This window comes from Kineococcus endophyticus (genome assembly GCF_040796495.1).
GTDB classification, from domain to species: domain Bacteria; phylum Actinomycetota; class Actinomycetes; order Actinomycetales; family Kineococcaceae; genus Kineococcus; species Kineococcus endophyticus.
Map to the genome: position 1 here is coordinate 269348 of NZ_JBFNQN010000008.1, position 16724 is coordinate 286071.

Annotated in this window: 19 protein-coding genes; 8 read left to right on the forward strand and 11 right to left on the reverse strand. The window is 75.3% G+C overall.

The window, feature by feature from the left end:
* The first annotated feature begins 21 nt into the window (after positions 1-21).
* Positions 22-1524 (forward strand): sensor histidine kinase, encoded by a 1503-nt coding sequence (locus tag AB1207_RS13490; protein WP_367638889.1) that lies wholly within the window; start codon positions 22-24, stop codon positions 1522-1524.
* Here the strand turns inward: AB1207_RS13490 and AB1207_RS13495 are convergent.
* The 4 genes from AB1207_RS13495 to AB1207_RS13510 are packed head-to-tail and all read right to left on the reverse strand — an operon-like array spanning position 1497 to position 5528.
* Positions 1497-2174 carry a response regulator transcription factor gene (locus tag AB1207_RS13495; protein ID WP_367638890.1) on the reverse strand — a complete coding sequence of 226 codons (678 nt, stop codon included), beginning with the start codon at positions 2172-2174 and terminating at the stop codon, positions 1497-1499. The two genes, AB1207_RS13490 and AB1207_RS13495, sit on opposite strands and share 28 nt — an antisense overlap.
* Entirely contained in the window at positions 2171-2881 is a 711-nt protein-coding gene (locus AB1207_RS13500; protein ID WP_367638891.1) for a response regulator, read from the reverse strand. The genes AB1207_RS13495 and AB1207_RS13500 overlap by 4 nt, the downstream gene beginning before the upstream one ends.
* Positions 2878-4095 carry a sensor histidine kinase gene (locus AB1207_RS13505; RefSeq protein ID WP_367638892.1) on the reverse strand — a complete coding sequence of 406 codons (1218 nt, stop codon included), beginning with the start codon at positions 4093-4095 and terminating at the stop codon, positions 2878-2880. The genes AB1207_RS13500 and AB1207_RS13505 overlap by 4 nt, the downstream gene beginning before the upstream one ends.
* Positions 4096-4097: 2 nt before the next feature.
* The gene (locus AB1207_RS13510) at positions 4098-5528 is read right to left on the reverse strand and encodes an amino acid permease (protein WP_367638893.1); all 1431 of its coding nucleotides are present in this window, start codon (positions 5526-5528) and stop codon (positions 4098-4100) included.
* Positions 5529-5588: 60 nt separating this feature from the next.
* Between AB1207_RS13510 and AB1207_RS13515 the strand changes: the two genes are divergently transcribed.
* A complete protein-coding gene (locus AB1207_RS13515) occupies positions 5589-6056 on the forward strand; it encodes a PPOX class F420-dependent oxidoreductase (RefSeq protein WP_367638894.1) in 468 nt (155 codons plus the stop codon).
* 4 nt (positions 6057-6060) lie between these two features.
* On the opposite strand, the gene AB1207_RS13520 is transcribed toward AB1207_RS13515, so the two are convergent.
* Together AB1207_RS13520 and AB1207_RS13525 are read right to left on the reverse strand one after the other, a co-directional pair.
* Positions 6061-6231, reverse strand: coding sequence for a DUF1059 domain-containing protein (locus AB1207_RS13520; RefSeq protein WP_367638895.1), 171 nt, complete (start codon positions 6229-6231; stop codon positions 6061-6063).
* Positions 6228-7463 carry an EAL domain-containing protein gene (locus tag AB1207_RS13525; protein ID WP_367638896.1) on the reverse strand — a complete coding sequence of 412 codons (1236 nt, stop codon included), beginning with the start codon at positions 7461-7463 and terminating at the stop codon, positions 6228-6230. Before AB1207_RS13525 ends, AB1207_RS13520 begins: the two co-directional genes overlap by 4 nt.
* A 168-nt stretch (positions 7464-7631) precedes the next feature.
* Between AB1207_RS13525 and AB1207_RS13530 the strand changes: the two genes are divergently transcribed.
* Complete coding sequence (locus AB1207_RS13530) at positions 7632-8819, forward strand: lytic transglycosylase domain-containing protein (RefSeq protein ID WP_367638897.1); 1188 nt, start codon at positions 7632-7634, stop codon at positions 8817-8819.
* Between the two features lie 36 nt (positions 8820-8855).
* Here the strand turns inward: AB1207_RS13530 and AB1207_RS13535 are convergent, their stop codons facing one another.
* Together AB1207_RS13535 and AB1207_RS13540 are read right to left on the reverse strand one after the other, a co-directional pair.
* Entirely contained in the window at positions 8856-9650 is a 795-nt protein-coding gene (locus AB1207_RS13535; protein WP_367638898.1) for an anti-sigma factor family protein, read from the reverse strand.
* Complete coding sequence (locus AB1207_RS13540; RefSeq protein WP_367638899.1) at positions 9650-10156, reverse strand: sigma-70 family RNA polymerase sigma factor; 507 nt, start codon at positions 10154-10156, stop codon at positions 9650-9652. Before AB1207_RS13540 ends, AB1207_RS13535 begins: the two co-directional genes overlap by 1 nt.
* A 111-nt stretch (positions 10157-10267) precedes the next feature.
* Here AB1207_RS13540 and AB1207_RS13545 point away from each other — a divergent pair, with 111 nt between their 5' ends.
* Both AB1207_RS13545 and AB1207_RS13550 read left to right on the forward strand, forming a co-directional pair.
* Entirely contained in the window at positions 10268-11044 is a 777-nt protein-coding gene (locus AB1207_RS13545; protein ID WP_367638900.1) for a phosphotransferase, read from the forward strand.
* Between the two features lie 87 nt (positions 11045-11131).
* Entirely contained in the window at positions 11132-11797 is a 666-nt protein-coding gene (locus AB1207_RS13550; protein ID WP_367638901.1) for a pyridoxine/pyridoxamine 5'-phosphate oxidase, read from the forward strand.
* Between the two features lie 466 nt (positions 11798-12263).
* Here the strand turns inward: AB1207_RS13550 and AB1207_RS13555 are convergent, their stop codons facing one another.
* Positions 12264-13046 carry an ABC transporter ATP-binding protein gene (locus tag AB1207_RS13555; RefSeq protein WP_367638902.1) on the reverse strand — a complete coding sequence of 261 codons (783 nt, stop codon included), beginning with the start codon at positions 13044-13046 and terminating at the stop codon, positions 12264-12266.
* Positions 13047-13080: 34 nt separating this feature from the next.
* Here AB1207_RS13555 and AB1207_RS13560 point away from each other — a divergent pair, with 34 nt between their 5' ends.
* Positions 13081-13899, forward strand: a complete 819-nt coding sequence (locus AB1207_RS13560) for an Rv1486c family protein (protein WP_367638903.1) — start codon at positions 13081-13083, stop codon at positions 13897-13899.
* A 277-nt stretch (positions 13900-14176) separates the two neighbouring features.
* On the opposite strand, the gene AB1207_RS13565 is transcribed toward AB1207_RS13560, so the two are convergent.
* Both AB1207_RS13565 and AB1207_RS13570 read right to left on the reverse strand, forming a co-directional pair.
* Positions 14177-14944, reverse strand: a complete 768-nt coding sequence (locus AB1207_RS13565) for a phosphotransferase enzyme family protein (RefSeq protein WP_367638904.1) — start codon at positions 14942-14944, stop codon at positions 14177-14179.
* Between the two features lie 87 nt (positions 14945-15031).
* Positions 15032-15166 (reverse strand): hypothetical protein, encoded by a 135-nt coding sequence (locus tag AB1207_RS13570; RefSeq protein WP_367638905.1) that lies wholly within the window; start codon positions 15164-15166, stop codon positions 15032-15034.
* Here AB1207_RS13570 and AB1207_RS13575 point away from each other — a divergent pair.
* Both AB1207_RS13575 and AB1207_RS13580 read left to right on the forward strand, forming a co-directional pair.
* Entirely contained in the window at positions 15155-15715 is a 561-nt protein-coding gene (locus AB1207_RS13575; RefSeq protein ID WP_367638906.1) for a hypothetical protein, read from the forward strand. The genes AB1207_RS13570 and AB1207_RS13575 overlap by 12 nt on opposite strands.
* On the forward strand, positions 15712-16245 hold the full coding sequence (locus AB1207_RS13580; protein WP_367638907.1) for a hypothetical protein: 534 nt from the start codon (positions 15712-15714) through the stop codon (positions 16243-16245). The genes AB1207_RS13575 and AB1207_RS13580 overlap by 4 nt, the downstream gene beginning before the upstream one ends.
* Positions 16246-16724 lie beyond the last annotated feature (479 nt).

Consider the following 16724-nt stretch of genomic DNA (forward strand, 5'->3'; position numbering starts at 1 on the left):
CTGGAACGGCATGCTGGTGCGGTGATCGGGTGGTGGCGCGGGGCGGGGGTGCGGGTCCGCTCGACGGTGGCGGCGACGGGGCTGCTGGCGGTGCTCGTCGTCTCCGGCGCCTTCGTGGGGCTGGCCGTCGTCCGGCACGCGCTGACGACGGCGGACGCCGAGACGGGTCTGCTGCAGGCACGGCTGGTGCGGTTGGCGGTGACGCCGGAGGCGCTGGACCGCGGGGACGTCGGCGAGCAGCTGCGCTCGGTGGTCGGCGCGGACGCCGACCGCGGTTCGCACGTGCAGGTGGTGCGCGCCGACGGGCGGGTGGTGGTCTCGAGCGTCGCGTTGCAGGGGCAGCCGGCGCTGACGGGGCTGCGGCCCGGTGAGGCGGGGGTCGAGCGCGAGACGGCGGACCTGCCGCAGCTGGACGGGTCGGCACCCTGGGTGGTGACGGTGCTGGGCGCCGAGGTGGACGACCAGCGGTTCTGGGTGGTGGCGGCGGAGAGCACGCAGGACGCCGAGCGGGTCCTGCGCGTGGCGGCCGCGTTGCTGGCGGTGGGGACGCCGGTGCTGCTGGGGGCGATCGCGGTGGCGACGTGGACGTTCGTGGGGCGGTCGTTGCGGCCGGTGGAGGCCATCCGGTCCACGGTGCAGGGCATCACGGCCACGGGGCTGGACGGGCGCGTGCCGGTGCCGGCCGGGGACGACGAGGTGTCGCGGTTGGCGGTGACGATGAACTCGATGCTGGCGCGGCTGGAGGCCTCGCAGCGTTCGCAGCGGCGGTTCGTGGCCGACGCCAGCCACGAGCTGCGGTCACCGGTGGCGACGTTGCGGGCGGCGGCGCACGTGTGGCGCGGGCAGGTCGACCCCGAGTTCGCGGACCTGGTGGCGTCCGAGAGCGGCCGGCTGGAGGGGCTCGTGGGTGACCTGCTGCTGCTGGCCCGCGCCGACGAGGGGCGGCTGGTGCCGGCGACGCCCGCGGAGGTGGACCTCGACGAGGTCGTGGAGGCCGAGGCCGTGCGGGCGCGGACCCTGGGCGGGGACCGGCCCGGAGGTGCGGCGCTGCGGGTGCAGGTGACGACGGTGCCGGCTCGGGTGCGGGGGGACGCGGGCGCGCTGGCGCGGTCGGTGCGCAACCTCGTCGACAACGCCACCCGGCACGCCGGGCAGCTCGTGGAGCTGTCGGTGGCGCGGGAGCCGGGGCCGGACGGTCCCGTGGCGGTGGTCTCGGTCGCCGACGACGGCCCGGGGGTGCCGGAGGCGGACCGCGAGCGGGTCCTGGAACGGTTCGTGCGCCTGGACGAGAGCCGCCAGCGCGGCGCGGGCGGCACGGGTCTGGGGCTGGCCATCGTCGCGGAGGTCGTCGCCGCGCACGGCGGGACGGTGCGCGTCGGGGAGCGTCCCGGGGGCGGGGCGTGCGTGCGGCTGACGCTGCCCCTGGACGACGGGCTGGACGACGGGCTGGACGACGGGCTGGACGACGGGCTGGACGACGGGGTCGGGGAGGGCGGTCAGCCCCCGTCGGCGGCGAGCCGGTAGCCGGCACCGCGGACGGTCTGCAGGGCGTTGCGCCCGAAGGGGATGTCGATCTTCTTGCGCAGGTACCGGACGTAGACCTCCACCACGTTGGGGTCGTGGTCCACCACCGGGTCCCACACGGCCCGCAGGATCTCGGTCTTGGACAGCACCTCGTCGCGGCGGCGCAGCAGCAGTTCCAGGAGGGCGAACTCGCGGGCCGTCAGCGTGACCGGCTCCCCCGCGCGCTCGACGCGGTGGCTGCCGGGGTCCAGGACGAGGTCGCCGGCGGTGAGGACGACGGGCCGTTCGGGCGCACCGCGCCGGTGCAGGGCCCGCAACCGGGCCAGCAGGACGGGGAAGGAGAACGGCTTCGTCAGGTAGTCGTCGGCGCCGAGGTCGAACGCGTCGACCTGGTCGTACTCCCCGTCCTTGGCGGTCAGCACCAGGACGGGCGTCCACACGCCCGCCGCGCGCAGGTCCCGGCACACCTCGTACCCGTTGCGGCCCGGGAGCATGAGGTCCAGGACGAGGACGTCGTGGGAGCCGTGCAGGGCCCGCTCGTACCCGGTGCCCCCGTCGTGGGCGACGTCCACGGTGACGCCCTCGGCGACCAGACCGCGCCGGACGGTGTCGGCGAGGCGGACCTCGTCCTCGACGAGCAGGACCTTCACGCCCCCAGTGTGCCGGGCGGAGGCGGTCCGGTCAGGCCCGCGTCCCGCGCCAGCAGCGCCGCCTGGGTGCGGGAGGTCAGGCCGAGCTTGCCGAGCAGGCGGGAGACGTGGGTCTTGGCCGTCAGGGGTGAGATGCCGAGGGCGGTGGCCAGGTCGGCGTTGCTGCGGCCGTGGCCGAGGTGGCGCAGGACGTCGACCTCGCGGTCGGTGAGGCGACCGACGAGCGCGGACAGGTCCGGTCCGGCGGGTGCGGCGGCGGGGGCACGGTCGAGGGCCGCCAGGAGCGTGCGGGTCACCTCGGGGGCGACGACGCCCTCCCCGGCCGCCACCCGGCGGACGGCGTCCAGCAGGGTCGGGGCGTCGGCGGTCTTCAGCAGGAAGCCGGCCGCCCCGGCGCGCAGGGCGGCCAGGACGAGCTCGTCGTCGTCGAACGTCGTCAGCACCAGCACCTCTGCGAGCCCCTCGGCCACGACGGTGGCCGTGGCGGCGACGCCGTCGGTGCCGGGCATCCGCAGGTCCATGACGACGACGTCGGGACGCAGGACACGGGCCTGGGCGAGCGCGGTCGCGCCGTCGGCGGCCTCCCCGACGACCTCGACCGCGGTGCCGCCGTCGGTGCCGGCGGTGCCCAGGACCGCGCGCAGACCGGCCCGCACGGCCGTGTGGTCGTCGGCGAGCAGGACCCGGACCGTGGCCCCGTCGCTCACCGGGCGCCCACCGGCGAGACGGTGACCGCCGAGACGGGCGCGGAGGCGGGCAGCCGGGCCTCCAGCCGCCACAGCGCCGGGTCGGCGGCGTCCGCGCCGGCGCGGACGGTGCCGCCGACGGCCGCGACGCGTTCGCGCACACCTCTCAGGCCCGCCCCCTCGCCGGCCGGTCCCGCCGTGCGCCGCGGGGCGAGGGGTGAGTCCACGCGCAGCAGCAGCAGGTCGGCGGTCCAGCTCGCCTGGACGGTCACGGGGCCGGCCGCGGCGTGCTTGCGGGCGTTCGTGAGGGCCTCGGTGAGCACGCGGTGGGCCACCACCGCGACCGGGGCGGGGCTCGGCGCACCCGCGGGCAGCCGGGGGTCGGTGCCGGCGGCCAGGTCCGCGGGCCAGTCCGTGCGCACCTGCAGCCCCGCGGCGCGCGCCAGCTCGACGGCCGCGGCCAGGGTGGGCACGGGCCCGTCCACCGGGCGCGCCGGGTCGTCGGTGCGCAGGACGTCGACGAGGACCCGCATCTGCTGCAGCGCCTCGACGCTGGCGGTGCGGACCCCGGCCAGGACGGTCGTGTCGGCACCGCCGGCGCGGGCGGCGACGAGGGCGGCCTCGGTCTGCAGGGCGATGCCGGACAGGTGCCCGGCGACCACGTCGTGCAGGTCGCGGGCCGTCGCCAGCCGCTCGGCCTGACGTTCGCGCGCGGCCCGCTCGCGGGCCAGTTGCGCGCCGCGGTCGACGTCGCGGGCCCACCACTGCGGCAGCAGCAGGAGCGCGGCGAGCCCGCAGGCCACACCCAGCGCCGTGCCCGGGCCCTCGACGGTCAGGGCCCAGCCGGCGCCGACCACGACGAGGACCGCGCCCCCGGCCTCCAGCCACGCCCGGCGCGCCGGCGTGGCCGCCGTCCACGCCCCGTGCAGGACGTTGCCGAGGGCGAACAGGACGACGGGGTCGCCGGGCCCGTCCGCGGGGCTGTCGCCGGCCCCGAGCGGACCGACGGTGAGGGAGGCCGCGCCCGCGGCCGTGGCCAGGACGGCGGTGGCCACCGGGGCGCGCGCGAGGGTCAGGTGGGCGGTGCACACGACGAGCAACGGCAGCAGCACCGCCGGACCACGCCCGCCGGTGACGCCCAGCAGGTGCAGGGCCACGCCGACGACGGCGAACCCCACCGCGGCCAGGACGGCGCCGCGGTGGGGCTGCAGGGTCCGCAGGACGGGCCCGGACACGGTCAGCGTTCGGCCGTGACGTCCCGGCCGCTGACGTCGACCGAGCGCGCGGACGCCGAGCGCTGGTGGCGGACGCCGACGAGGACGACCGCCGCCGTCAGCACCAGGGACAGGACGAGTTCCAGGCGCTGTCCGGGCAGGACCACCATGAGGACGAGCACGACGACGATGAACGCCAGCGCCGCGTACGTCAGCCACGGGAACAGCCACATCCGCACCGCCGGCTGCACCCCGTCGGCGTCGAGCCGGCGGCGCATCGACAGCTGCGACAGCGCGATGATGGCGTAGATCACCAGGGCCAGGGCGCCGCTGGTGGCCAGCAGCATGCTGAAGATCCGCTCCGGCAGCAGGTAGTTCCCCACGACCGCGACGAAACCGACGACGGTGGAGGCCAGGATCGCCGGGTACGGCACGCCGCGACCGGAGACGTGCGACAGCCACGCCGGGCCGTCCCCGCGCCGGGAGAGCGAGAACACCATCCGCGAGGCCGTGTACAGCGCGGAGTTCAGGCAGCTGGCGACGGCGGTGAGGATGACGATGTCCATGATGGTCGCGGCACCGGGGATGCCGATCGTCTGCAGCGTCGTCTGGAAGGACCCGTCGCGTTCCAGGTCCGGGGAGTTCCACGGCACCAGGGCCACCACGACGAAGATCGACAGCAGGTAGAACACCGCGATGCGACCGATGACGGAGTTCACCGCCCGGCGCACGCCCTTCTGCGGGTCCGGGGACTCCGCCGCCGCGATCGTCACGATCTCGGTGCCCATGAAGCTGAACATCGTCAGCAGCATCCCGGCGAGGACGGCCGAGAAACCGTTCGGCAGGAACCCGCCCTCGAGGGACAACCCGGGCGTGCCGCGGACGTCGGAACCGGGGAGCACACCGGTGATGGCCAGGATCCCGACGACGATGAACCCGACGATCGCGACGACCTTGATGCCGGCGAACCAGAACTCGAACTCGCCGTAGTTCCCGACGCTGGCCAGGTTCGTCGCCGTCAGCAGCAACGTCACCGCCAGCGCCCACACCCACTGCGGCGCGCCCAGCCAGCTGGACAGGATGTCCGCGGCGGCCGTCGCCTCGACGGGGATGACGAGGACCCAGAACCACCAGTACAGCCAGCCCACGCTGAACCCCGCCCAGGGGCCGAGGGCGCGGTCGGCGTAGGTGGAGAAGGACCCCGTGTCCGGCTGGGCGGTGGCCATCTCGCCGAGCATGCGCATCACGAGCACCACGAGGGTGCCGGCGAGGGCGTAGGACAGCAGGACGCCCGGCCCGGCCTCGGCGATCGCGTTCTTGGACCCGACGAACAGGCCGGCGCCGATGACGCCGGCGATGGAGATCATGGTGATGTGCCGGGGTTTGAGCCCCGTCCCGAGCCCGTTGCCGGGCCCTGCGCTGGTGCCGCCGTCGGACCCGTCGACCGTGTGCACGACGCCTCCTCGCGTTCTCGTGGGTGGTGCTGGGCGCCGAGCAGAGTAGCGTCCGGTCGCATGAGCCCGCGAACCATCGCGACCGCGCGTCGCGTCGAGCTGCCCGAACTGCTGGACTTCGTCCGCGTCCGCCACAACGTCGTCGTCTCCACGTTCCGGGCCGACGGTTTCCCCCAGTCCTCCCCCGTCACCGCCGGCGTCGACGAGTCGGGCCGGATCGTGGTCTCGACCTACCCCGACCGCGCCAAGGCGAACAACGCCCGCCGCGACCCGCGGGGTTCGGTGCTCGTGCTGTCCGACGACTTCGGCGGCGCGTGGGTGCAGGTGGACGGGCGGTGGGAGGTCGTCGACGGCGAGGACGCCGTGGAACCGCTCGTGGAGTACTTCCGCTGCATCTCCGGGGAGCACCCGGACTGGGACGAGTACCGCCAGGCCATGCGCACGCAGGGCAAGTCGCTCATGCGGCTGACGATCGAGCGCTGGGGGCCGGTGGCCACCGGAGGTTTCCCCGCGCGCCTGGCCGACTGACCGCTCAGCGGTCCTGCAGGTTCGCCTCCACGGCCTCGACGAGCGTCAGGTCCACCTCGACCCGGTGGTCGGACCGGGCGTGCTCGGCGACCTGGTCGAGGATGTCCTGGCGGTCGGTGCCGGTGAACTCGCGGGCGCAGCCGGGGACGACGTCCCCGCAGCGGAAGGCCTTCACGCGCCCATCCTCCAACCTCCCGCCTCCTGCGGCGCGGCGACGCCGCCGGAGGTGACCGCCAGGTCCAGCACGAGGTCCTCGACCCCCACGACGCCGACGTAGCGACCGGCGGCGTCGGTGCACACCAGGGGGTCGAAGCGGACCCCGGCCGAGCGCGCCACGGCGCGGGCGGCGACGTCGGTGACGGCCGTCTCGGGTGCCACGGTGACGTCCACCGGTTCCACCCGCGGCAGCGCGCCGGGACGCTCGGCCGGCAGCACCAGGACCCGGGGCACGTCGTCGGCGTCGACGACGACGACCGGGGCGCTCTGCTCGGTGGCCGAGCGGAGGGCGTCCCCGACGCTCCGGTCGGTCTTGGTGCGCCGGGTCAGGTCGCGGGCCCGGCGCGTGCGCCCCGCCGCCGCGCGGGACCGGCGGTGGCCCTCGGGTCCCTCGAAGGCGTCGGCGGCGTGGGCGTTCTGGGCGGCCTGGGGCACCTCCAGCAGCCGCCGCGCCTCCGCCCCGAGCTGGACGAAATCCTCCTGCGGCCGGGCCAGCAGGAACCCCTGGACGAGCGGGACGCCCATGCCGCGCAGCACGTCCAGCTCGTCGACCGTCTCGACGCCCTCGGCGATGATCCAGGCGTCCAGCCGGCCGGCGCACTCGCCGAGGAACTGCACGAGCGAGCGCTTGACGAGGTCGCGGTGCAGGTCGCGGACCAGCTGCAGGTCCACCTTGAGGATCTCCGGACGCACGACGGCCATCCGCAGCAACCCCGAGTGGCCCGTGCCCACGTCGTCCAGGGCGACCAGCGCCCCCCGGGCCCGCAGCATCCGCAGCGGGTCGGTGAGCTGGGCCGGGTCGCAGTCGGCGTGCTCGGTCAGCTCCAGCACCACGCCGGTGAGGTCGTGGGAGGTCAGGACGTCCAGCACGCGCTGGTCGGCCAGCGAGGTGGGGCTGGCGTTGACCGTGAGGAAGGTGCCCGGCGGCAGGTCCGGCAGCAGGCGCAGCGCACCGTCCAGGACGACCCGGTCCAGGTCGGCGTCCCGGCCCAGGGCGCGGGCGGCGCGGAACCACTGCTCGGTGGGCACGTCGGAGGCGAAGCGGCTGAGGACCTCGTACCCGGCGACGCGACCGGCGGCGACGTCGACCACGGGGTGCAGGACCAGCCTCAGGGCCTCCGGGTCGGCGCAGACGGCGTCCAGCCGCCGGTGCCACCTGCCCCGGTGCGCCACGTCACCCGCAGCACCCATTGCCCACCCCCTCGTCGCGGGACACCGTCACGGCCGCTCCCCCGTACCTGTTCCCGACCCCGGCGGCGATGAATCCTCCTCGTGAGAACCGTGTGAGGATCCAGCGTCGTGCCGCGGAGCATATCGGGTAACCACCTGATCACGCCCTGCTCACGGGGTGGCCCGTCCGTGATCTCGTGGGCCCTCCTCAAGACGACCACCACCGCTGTCGATGCCCTCCCGGTGACGACCCGAGCACCGGCCCGCGTGCGCACCGCCGCCCTCCTGCTCGCCGCCGCCTCCGGCGCGGGGCTGCTGGCCGCCGGGCCCGCGAGCGCCGACCCGGGTCGGACGGCGGCGCAGGCGCGGGCCGACGCGGCGGCCGCGGTGAGTGCGGCGCAGGCTGCGGGGTCCGCCGTCGCGCGGGCCCAGGACGAGCTGACCCGGTCCACCGCGGCCGTCGGGTCGGCGGTGAGCCAGAGCGTGCAGGCGCAGGTGGAGGCGGACCGCTCCGCGGCGCAGGCCGAGCGGGAGAAGGCCGCCGCGACGGCGCGGGTGCGGTCGCTGTACATGGACGGGGCGCTGGGCGCGGGGACGGCGGGGGCCCGCCGCGGGCTGGCGCTGCTGTCCTCGGCGGTGTCCGGGGGTGACCCGGCGGTGGCCGAGCGGGCGTTCGCGGCGGTCCGGCGCACCGACCGCGAGCGGGTGGCGCAGCAGGAGGCCGGGGCGTCCGCGGCCCGGCAGCGGGCGCTGGACGCGCAGTCGGGGGCGACCGCGGCGGTGGCGACGATGCGGGACGTGGCGGCCCAGGTGAGCCGCGCGGACGACGCGTTGCGGCTGGCGCAGTCCCGCGTGGAGGCGTTGCAGGGCGAGGCGGCCCGGCTGCAGGCGGCGGAGGACGCGGCGGCGGCGCTGGCGGCGGCGCAGGCGGCGGCCGCGTCCCTGAACGCCTCGGCGGCCGGGCGGGCGGCGACGGTCCACGCGCGCGGCGTGCCGGCCGACTACGCCGGCCTGTACGTGCGGGGTGCGGCGACGTGCCCGGGGATGCGGCCGGAGCTGCTGGCCGCGGTCGGGCAGGTCGAGAGCGGGCACGGGGTGAACACCGGGCCGAGTTCGGCGGGGGCCGTGGGGCCGATGCAGTTCATGCCCGCGACGTTCGCGGCGTACGCCGTGGACGGCGACGGGGACGGCGACGTCGACGCGCAGGACCCGGCGGACGCGGTGTTCACCGCGGCCGCGTACCTGTGCGCCAACGGGGCCGGGAAGGGCCGGGAGGCCGAGGCGTCGGCGGTGTTCCGCTACAACCACGCCGACTGGTACGTGCAGATGGTGCAGCGCGTGGCCGACGAGCTGGCGGCGCAGGGCTTCGGGAGCTGAGCTCCGCAGGCCCTGCGCCGCCCCGTGGGGTGCGGCTCAGGTCTCCTGGCGTTGCAGGACGGTGAGCCCGCTCGTGGTCTGGATCTCCACGCTCCTGATCTGCGCCGGGGACCAGGACGTGGCCCCGCTGAGCTGGGCGTCGTGACCGGGGACCGCGGTCCAGTAGCCGATCTCCTGGGTCCTGCCGTCGGTGCCGGTGACGACGAGGGCGTACTCGTACGACTGCGAGGTCGAGGCGTCGGCGTAGGCGCAGACGAGGTCGACCTTGGTGCCCCAGCCGACCTCGGTGAGGGCGACGGTGGCGGTGATGGGCGTGGGCACCAGCGGGTCCATCGGCAACGGGTCCCCGCTCTGGCCCCCCGGGGTCGCCGGTGCGGACGCCGACGTCGAGGGCAGGGCCTGGGGCGTCCCCGCCGGCGTGCCGGCGCTGAGCCCGTCGGTGACCACGGCGGCGACGAGACCCGCGGCGGCGACCAGGCCGCCCGCGAGCGCCGCGCGGCGGACGAGTCGGCGTCGGCGGACGGCGCGCAGCAGTCCGGGCAGGACGGTGTCGGGGACGCCGGTGCCCTGGCGCAGGGCGGCGTGCGGGTCGTCCTCGGTGAGGGTGTCGACGACCTCGCGGGGGGTGCGGGCGAGCAGGCCGGGCAGGCCGGCGAGCTCCTCGACGCTGCGCCGGCAGTCCGCGCAGGTGCGCAGGTGCCGTTCGAAGTCGGCCCGTTCGGAGGGGCACAGGGCGCCCAGGACGTACGGGCCGGCGGTCGTCTCGTACGGGTCGGCGTCGGGACCCCCACCGTGGTGGTCGTGGTGCTCGTGGTGGAACGGCTGGTTCATCAGCGGCTCACCCCCATCTCCTGCAGGGCCAGTCTGAGGTTCATCAGGGCGTAGTGGGTGCGGGACTTCACGGTTCCCTCGGGGATGCCGAGGGTGCGGGCGGCGTCGGCGACGGAGCGGCCGGCGAAGTAGCACTCGCGCAGGACGGCGCGGTGCTCGGCGGACAGCCGGGTCAGCGCCTGGGCGACGACCCACTGCTGCAGCACCTGCTCGGACTCGTCGACGACGGCGCGGTCGGGGACGTCGGCGTGGACGCTCTCGCGGCGGTTGCGGGCCGAGCGCCAGTCGTCGATGACGAGCCGGCGGGCGACGGTGAACAGCCAGGCGCGGGTGGACCCGCGGGCGGGGTCGAGGGACTCGGGGTGGCGCCAGGCCCGCAGGAGCGTCTCCTGCACGATGTCGTGGGCGCTGACGCGGTCTCCGGTGAGGGAGACCACGTACGCCCACAGGGCGCCGGCGTGCTCGTCGTGCAGGGCACGCACGAGCTCCTCGTCGGCATCGGTCACCTGTGGTCCTCCCCGTTCGTCCTCGTGCGTCCCCGTACGTCGTGGCGCCTTCTCGAGGACACCACGAGGCAGCGTGGGAAACGGTTCGACGCCGCCCCTAGGTTGGTCCGGGTGAGCGTCCCGATCAGCGGTCCGAGCAGTCAGGTGCCCGACGGACCCGTGCCGGTGCCTGCCGCGTTGCGACCGGTCCTGGCCCGCTGGGGCGCCCCGCCGGACGTGGCGGCGTTGCCGGCGGCGTGGGTGAACGCGTTGGGCGGCACGACGTTCCGGCTCGAGGGGCCGCAGGGCACGGTGTTCTGCAAGTGGGCTCCGCCCGGTGTGGCGCTGGACCTGGCGGGTGAGGCCGTGAAGGCGGGGTGGGCGCGGCGGTGGCTGCCGGTGCCGGAGGTGCTGGAGGCCGGCGCCGACGGGGACGGGTCGTGGCTGGTGTCGGCGGCGCTGCCGGGCCGTTCGGCCGTGGACCCGGACTGGATCGCGCGCCCGGAGGTGGCGGTGCCGTCCCTGGGGCGGGCGCTGCGCCGGTGGCACGACGAGCTGCCGGTGCAGGAGTGCCCGTTCGACTGGTCGGTGCCGTTCCGGTTGGAGCGGGCGGTGGGGGACGCGTCGGCGTTGCGGGAGCCGCCGGCGGTGGACCGCGTCGTCGTCTGCCACGGCGACGCGTGCGCACCGAACACGTTGCTGGACGACGCGACGGGGCAGGCCGTGGCGTGGGTGGACCTGTCGGGGGTCGGGCGGGGTGACCGGTGGGCCGACATCGCGGTGGCGACGATGAGCCTGGACTGGAACTACGGGCCGGGCTGGCAGGAGGAGTTCCTGCGGGCGTACGGGGTGGGCCCGGACCCGGTGCGCACGGCGTACTACCGCGCGCTGTGGGACGTCGGCCCCTGAGGGTCGCCCCCGACGTTGCGGGACCGCGTCCCGCGGGCTGGTGGAGCCGCGTCCGGGGCGGGGTCGGCGACGGGCTACCGTCGCGGGGTGCGCAGTGAGTTGTCCGGGTTCCTCGCCGAGCTGTCCTGGCCCCGTCCGCAGGCGCCCGCGTTCGACCCCGGGTCCGCGCCCGCCGACCCGGTGGTGCTGTTCGAGCTGTGGCTGCGGGAGGCCGTCGCGCACGACGTGCCCGCCGCGCACGTCATGACGCTGGCGACGGTCGACGTCGCCGGCCGCCCCGACGCGCGCGTCACGCTGCTGGAGGACGTCGACGACCACGCGTTCTGGCTGGCGGCCAGCGAGACCAGTCCCAAGGGCAAGCAGCTGGGCCGGGTTCCCGTCGCCGCGCTCGTCTTCCACTGGCCGCAGCAGGGCCGGCAGGTGCGGGTGCGCGGGACGGTCCGGTCCGCCGACGAGGCCCGCACCGCGGCCGCGTTCGAGCGGTTGTCCGCGCACGCCCGCACCGAGGCGCTGGAGGACCGGCAGAGCCGTCCCCTGCACGACGAGGTGTGGTTGTCCGACGCCCTCGGTGACCCCAGCGAGCTGCTGCAGCTGGAGGAACCCGGCGCGGCCTCGGCCCCGACGTGGCGGTTGTGGGGGGTGGACGCCGGGCGGATGGAGTTCTTCCAGGCCGACCCCGAGGGCCACCACCTGAGGCTGCGCTACTCCCGCGACGAGGTCGGCGGCTGGGAGACCGAGCTCCTGCGTCCCTGAGCCGGGACCCGCGTCAGGGCAGGGGACCGTCCGGTGGTTGCGATCGTCGGCGAGGCGCCCGGGCGACCACCCGACCGGCGCGCCCAGCAGCAGCACCGCGGCCGTACCCCAGGACATCCCGGACGCGGGGTCGCTCGGCCCGCAGCCGAGGAAGCACCCGGACCGTCGTCGCGACGCCGGGTCGGGTGCGGCCACGCTGCGGGGCTGCTCGCGGTTCTTCGGCGTCAGACCGGCCGTTCCCCGCAGCTGCAGGTGGTCCTCGACGTTCAGGGCCGCCAGCAGGAGCGTGTGGCCGTCGGGCACCGGAGGGACACGACGGCCTTCGAGGCGGTCCCGGCCGCACGGAACGCCCGGGGGTGAGGTTCGTCCCCCACCGCCGCGGACGGGGAAGCCGCCTGGCCCTGCGGGAGCCGCGGCTCCGTTGACCGGCCCAGGACGCCGCGGGGCGCGCCGGGTGCCCGCCTCGTCAGACGGCGCGGGCGGCGTACCGGCCCTGGCGCGCGCTGACCTCCAACGCGAGGCCGAACGTGTCCGACAGCGAGGTCGAGGTGAGCGTCTGCTCGACCGGCCCGGCGGCCACCACCTGCCCGGCCCGCAGCAGCAGCGCGTGCGTGGTGCCGACGGGGATCTCCTCGACGTGGTGGGTGACCATGACCGGCGTCGGGGCGTCGGGGTCGCCCGCGAGCGCCGTCAGCCGTCGCAGCAGGTCCTCGCGGCCGCCGAGGTCGAGGCCGCCGGCGGGTTCGTCGAGCAGGAGAAGCTCGGGGTCGGTCATGAGGGCGCGGGCGATCTGGGTGCGCTTGCGCTCCCCGTCCGAGAGCGTGCCGAAGGCCCGGTCGGCCAGGTGCGCGACGCCGAGGAGGGCGAGCAGGTCGGCGGCGCGGGCCTCGTCGTCGGGGTCGTACTCCTCGTTCCAGCGGCCCGTCACGCCGTAGGCGGCGGTGACCACGACGTCGCGGACGCGTTCGCGGTTGGGCACGGCGCCGGCCAGGGCGGTGCTGGCCAGGCCGATGCGCGGGCGCAGCTCGAAGACGTCGACGCGGCCGAGGACCTCGCCGAGGATGCCGACGGTGCCCGAGGTCGGGAACAGGCGGCCGGCGGCGATCGAGAGCAGCGTCGACTTCCCGGCCCCGTTGGGCCCCAGGACGACCCAGCGTTCCCCGCTGCCCACGGCCAGGTCGACGGCGTCGAGCAGCACGCTGCTCCCCCGCCGGACGGTGACCGCGGACAGGTCCAGCACGTCGCTCATGGTCGCGACCCTAACGAGTCGTATCCTCGCCGCTGTGCTGGACCTGCCCCGCTCCGCGCGGTTGGCCGCCTGGGGCACGGGTGTGCTGAACGCCGACGTCCCCCTGGCCGCCGCCGTCTCCGCCGTCCTGCGCGACGACGAACCCCACACCGTCCGCTGGGAGGCCGACCCGCTGCCCGGGGTGCGGTCGGTCCCCGACGACGTCACGACCCTCCTCGCCGCGCTCGCCGAGGGCGCCGGCGGCGCGTCGTCCCCGGGGGGCCGGTTGCTGCTGGCCCTGCCCGTGCCCGGCGACCCGCGCGGGCTGCCCGGTCCCGCGGCCGTCAACGTCGCCGCCCTCGAGGTCGGCGAGTGCGTCGTGGCGGAGGTCGACGGGCACGAGGGCCGCTGGGCGTTCGTGCCGGAGGTCACCGAGTTCGGCTCGGTGCTGGAACCGGGAGCGTTCGTGTCGTGGACGGCGCACTCGGCGGCCCCGCGCCGCGTGCCGGAGAGCTCCAGCGTCGCCGAGTCCGAGCGCGAGCTGCGGGTCGCCCTGGCCACCGCGACGCAGGCCCTGGCGAGCCTGGACGTCGCCCGCTGGCGCGAGGAGGCCGCCGACCGCATCGCCGCCGTGCGCGACGGCGCGCTCGCGCCCGACGCAGTGCCGCCGGGGACGTCCCCGCGCGCGATGCGGGTGCTGCAGACCGCTGCGCGGGTCCTGGCCATCGTGGACCTGGCCACCGAGGACGACGGCGCCGCGATCACGAGCCTGGAGGCGACGTCGCGGGCGGTCGCGCTGCGGGAGGTGGGTGCGGTCGCACGGCGGGCGCTGGTGGCGGCCGTCAACGCGCACACCGAGCCCGTCCGGCCCTGAGGGTTCGGTACTGTCGCCCGGTCGCGAGCGCCGCGCCGATGCGGTTGCAGGGCAGGGCGTTCACGGCCGGGAGCACGGCGGGGCCGGCGTGCGGAGACCGTCCGGGCACAGGTCTCACGGGCTCGGCGGTGAGCTCTGGACGGCGCGGTCGCGTCGGCGACGCACGCGGTCACGGACGTCTTGGTCATGCCGATGGCCGAGCAGTACCCGCGCTCGTCGTGAGGCCCGTTCAGGTGAGAGCGACTGTGCCCTCAACGGTCCTTCGCTGAGACACGAACTACCGCTCACTGACCTGCCCGTCACCGACCTGACGAGCCAGGCGACGAGTCGTGACCATCTTGGACCGCCACCGCGCCGGCCACCCCTGCGCCACCCACGACGCATGCGGCTCGTGCCCAGCCCTCCCGAGATGCACCACCTCGTCGATGGTGAGCTGCTGGCGGTGGACCACCGCTCCCACCACGTCCAGTGGCTCCTGCCAGCCGTAACCGTCAAGGAAGGCCCGAACGCGCCCTCGACGGTCGGGCACATCGGCGAACCCCCGCCGCGCGAGTTCCTGCGGGTCATCCTCGAAGGGCGTCAGCCACTCCAGGGCGTAGGCGACATCACTGCACGCTGGTGCAGGCCGGGCGCTGTCCCAGTCGAACAGGCCCCCGGCCATCCCGCCGGACCATGCGAAGTTGGCCGGTTGTGCGTCCCCGTGACAGATGACCCGCTCCGAGCCACTGACCGCAGGCTCCTCGGGCACCGCCCAGACGGCGTCGGCGGGTGGCACCCACGTCCGGGTGGCCTCGTGCACGCGGCGCAGCAGGTGACCGGCTGAGGCAACACCGTCGAGACCGAGCTGGTGGGGCCAGCAGTCCTGTCCGGCATCGCCCGGGACCAGGCGCACCGTCTCGACGGCACCATCCAGGCTGAGGGGCTCGGGCACCGGCAGGCCAGCGGCGAGAAGGTGACGGAGAAGGCTGTGGATGGTCGTCGTCCACGGCTTGGCCGGCCGGTGCACGACCCCGCCCACCACCTGCACCTCGCGGGGCACGCTCATGGATCAACCGTAGAACCGGAACCGGGATGATCAGCGTGCCGCTGCCCGGTCGGGGATCCGCAGCGGCACGCTCCCGAACGACGATCGTCAGTGGGACTGACGGGAGCGCTTCGACTCACCGCCCATGCCGATGTCCGGACGCAAGCCGAGCAGGACGATCACCCGCACATCGCCGATGACCGTGCTCTCGATCCACGGCAGTCTGAGCAGGTGACCAGCCACCCGCCGCCCTTCCTCGAGGAACTGGGAGTCCTCGCCCACGGTCCCGCGGTCCTCAGCACAGGACCGGAGATCGGCATCGGACTGCGCTGCGTCTTCGCCTACCCGGAGGGGCTGCTGCTCTCGATCCAGGTCAAGGCCATCGGGCGAGCCGCCGGCGACGCCCGCGAAGGTGACCGCCACGGCACCCGAGGCGGTCCTCGAGGCGGCCGTCGCCAGCCGCGTCGGCCCGACCAGCGCCGGCGGCCCGTGAACGCCGTCCGGTTGTCCGTCATCGCCCCCCAAACCGAGAGCGAACCTCCGCCGCAGACCGCACCCGAACTGCACCACCACCTCCACCAGGCCGCCCACACCACACGCGGGAGCTGCCAGGACGAGCCGGGCGCCCCCGTCCACATCCAGGACATCGACGTGTGGTGGCCCGCCCTGCCCCTGCGCTCTCGCCTCACCCTGCAGGCCGGCTGGCCTGAACTGAGCGCTCCCCTGACCACGACGGTGCTGGAACTGCAGGGCTTGAACCGACTGCAGGACAGCGTGGTGAGCCTGCGGTGACGACGCATCCATGGAACGTCGAGGAGTCCGACGACACCTGGCGGCGGCTGGGCGCCGTCGTGCACGGGCCCGCGGTCCTAGCCCGTGCTCCCGGCATCGCGGTGGGTCTGCGCTGCGTCTTCGCCTACCCCGACAGTCTCAGCGTCTGGCTGCTCGCCCGCGCCGACGCGGCGCTGATCCCCCAGGACCTGCCGCCGCGCAGCGACGCCGAGGCCGCCGTGCAGTCGCAATGGGAAGCGTTGTGGCCGGGGCGACCCCACGATCCCCTCGTCCACGTCACCTTGGACCACGGCCCCCAGCGGCGGCTGTCCTGGGCCGAACGCCGCGACGACTCCACGCTGGACGGTGTCCGGTACATCTCCAGCGCATCGCGCATCCTGGGCCTGCCAGCGGGCGGGCAGCTCGACTTCGAGGTGTCCTGGGGGCCGGCCCTGGCCCCGGTCTCCACCCGAGTGCAGCTGTCGCACCTGCAGCGCCTCACGGACAGGGCGCTGCTTCTCCTCGACGACCCGCGCTCCTCACCGACCTGACGTGCTCGCGCGGTGGTCCCGGTTCGGTTGCTCATACCGCTGCTGCGGCGACCTCACGGTCATCCCACAGTCTGCGCGGCGCAAGGTCATCCCGCCGTCGGACGTCGCTGCGGTCACGACTGCTCATGGTCATTCCTTCGCGGCGTCACCACAGCCTGACCAGACCTGCCACCGCCGAGTAGACGACAGGGATGCCCACCGCTTCCACCAACAGGCGCCCCCCAGTCGCACGCACCCGTTCACTGCGCCGGCGACCAGGTGCCGCCACCACTGCCTGCTGCAGCTCATCGACTGCTCGAGACAGCAACCGGTCACCGAAGATCGACAGCAGCAGAGAGGACGACAGACCGAAGGGTCTGCCCCCAGTCTCGTTGACCCTCGTCGTTAGGGGCGGTCAGGCCGCGGCAGCGGCTTGAAGAAGTGTCTCGTACTCGATGGGGGTCAGGCGACCGAGCGCCTGCTGCCGGCGACGGCGGTGG

Coding starts and splice junctions, on each gene's coding strand:
- AB1207_RS13515 (WP_367638894.1), top strand. CDS start 5,589: ATGAGCCCGCGAACCATCGCGACCGCGCGTCGCGTCGAGCTGCCCGAA.
- AB1207_RS13555 (WP_367638902.1), bottom strand. CDS start 13,046: ATGAGCGACGTGCTGGACCTGTCCGCGGTCACCGTCCGGCGGGGGAGC.
- AB1207_RS13565 (WP_367638904.1), bottom strand. CDS start 14,944: ATGAGCGTGCCCCGCGAGGTGCAGGTGGTGGGCGGGGTCGTGCACCGG.
- AB1207_RS13525 (WP_367638896.1), bottom strand. CDS start 7,463: ATGGGTGCTGCGGGTGACGTGGCGCACCGGGGCAGGTGGCACCGGCGG.
- AB1207_RS13535 (WP_367638898.1), bottom strand. CDS start 9,650: ATGAACCAGCCGTTCCACCACGAGCACCACGACCACCACGGTGGGGGT.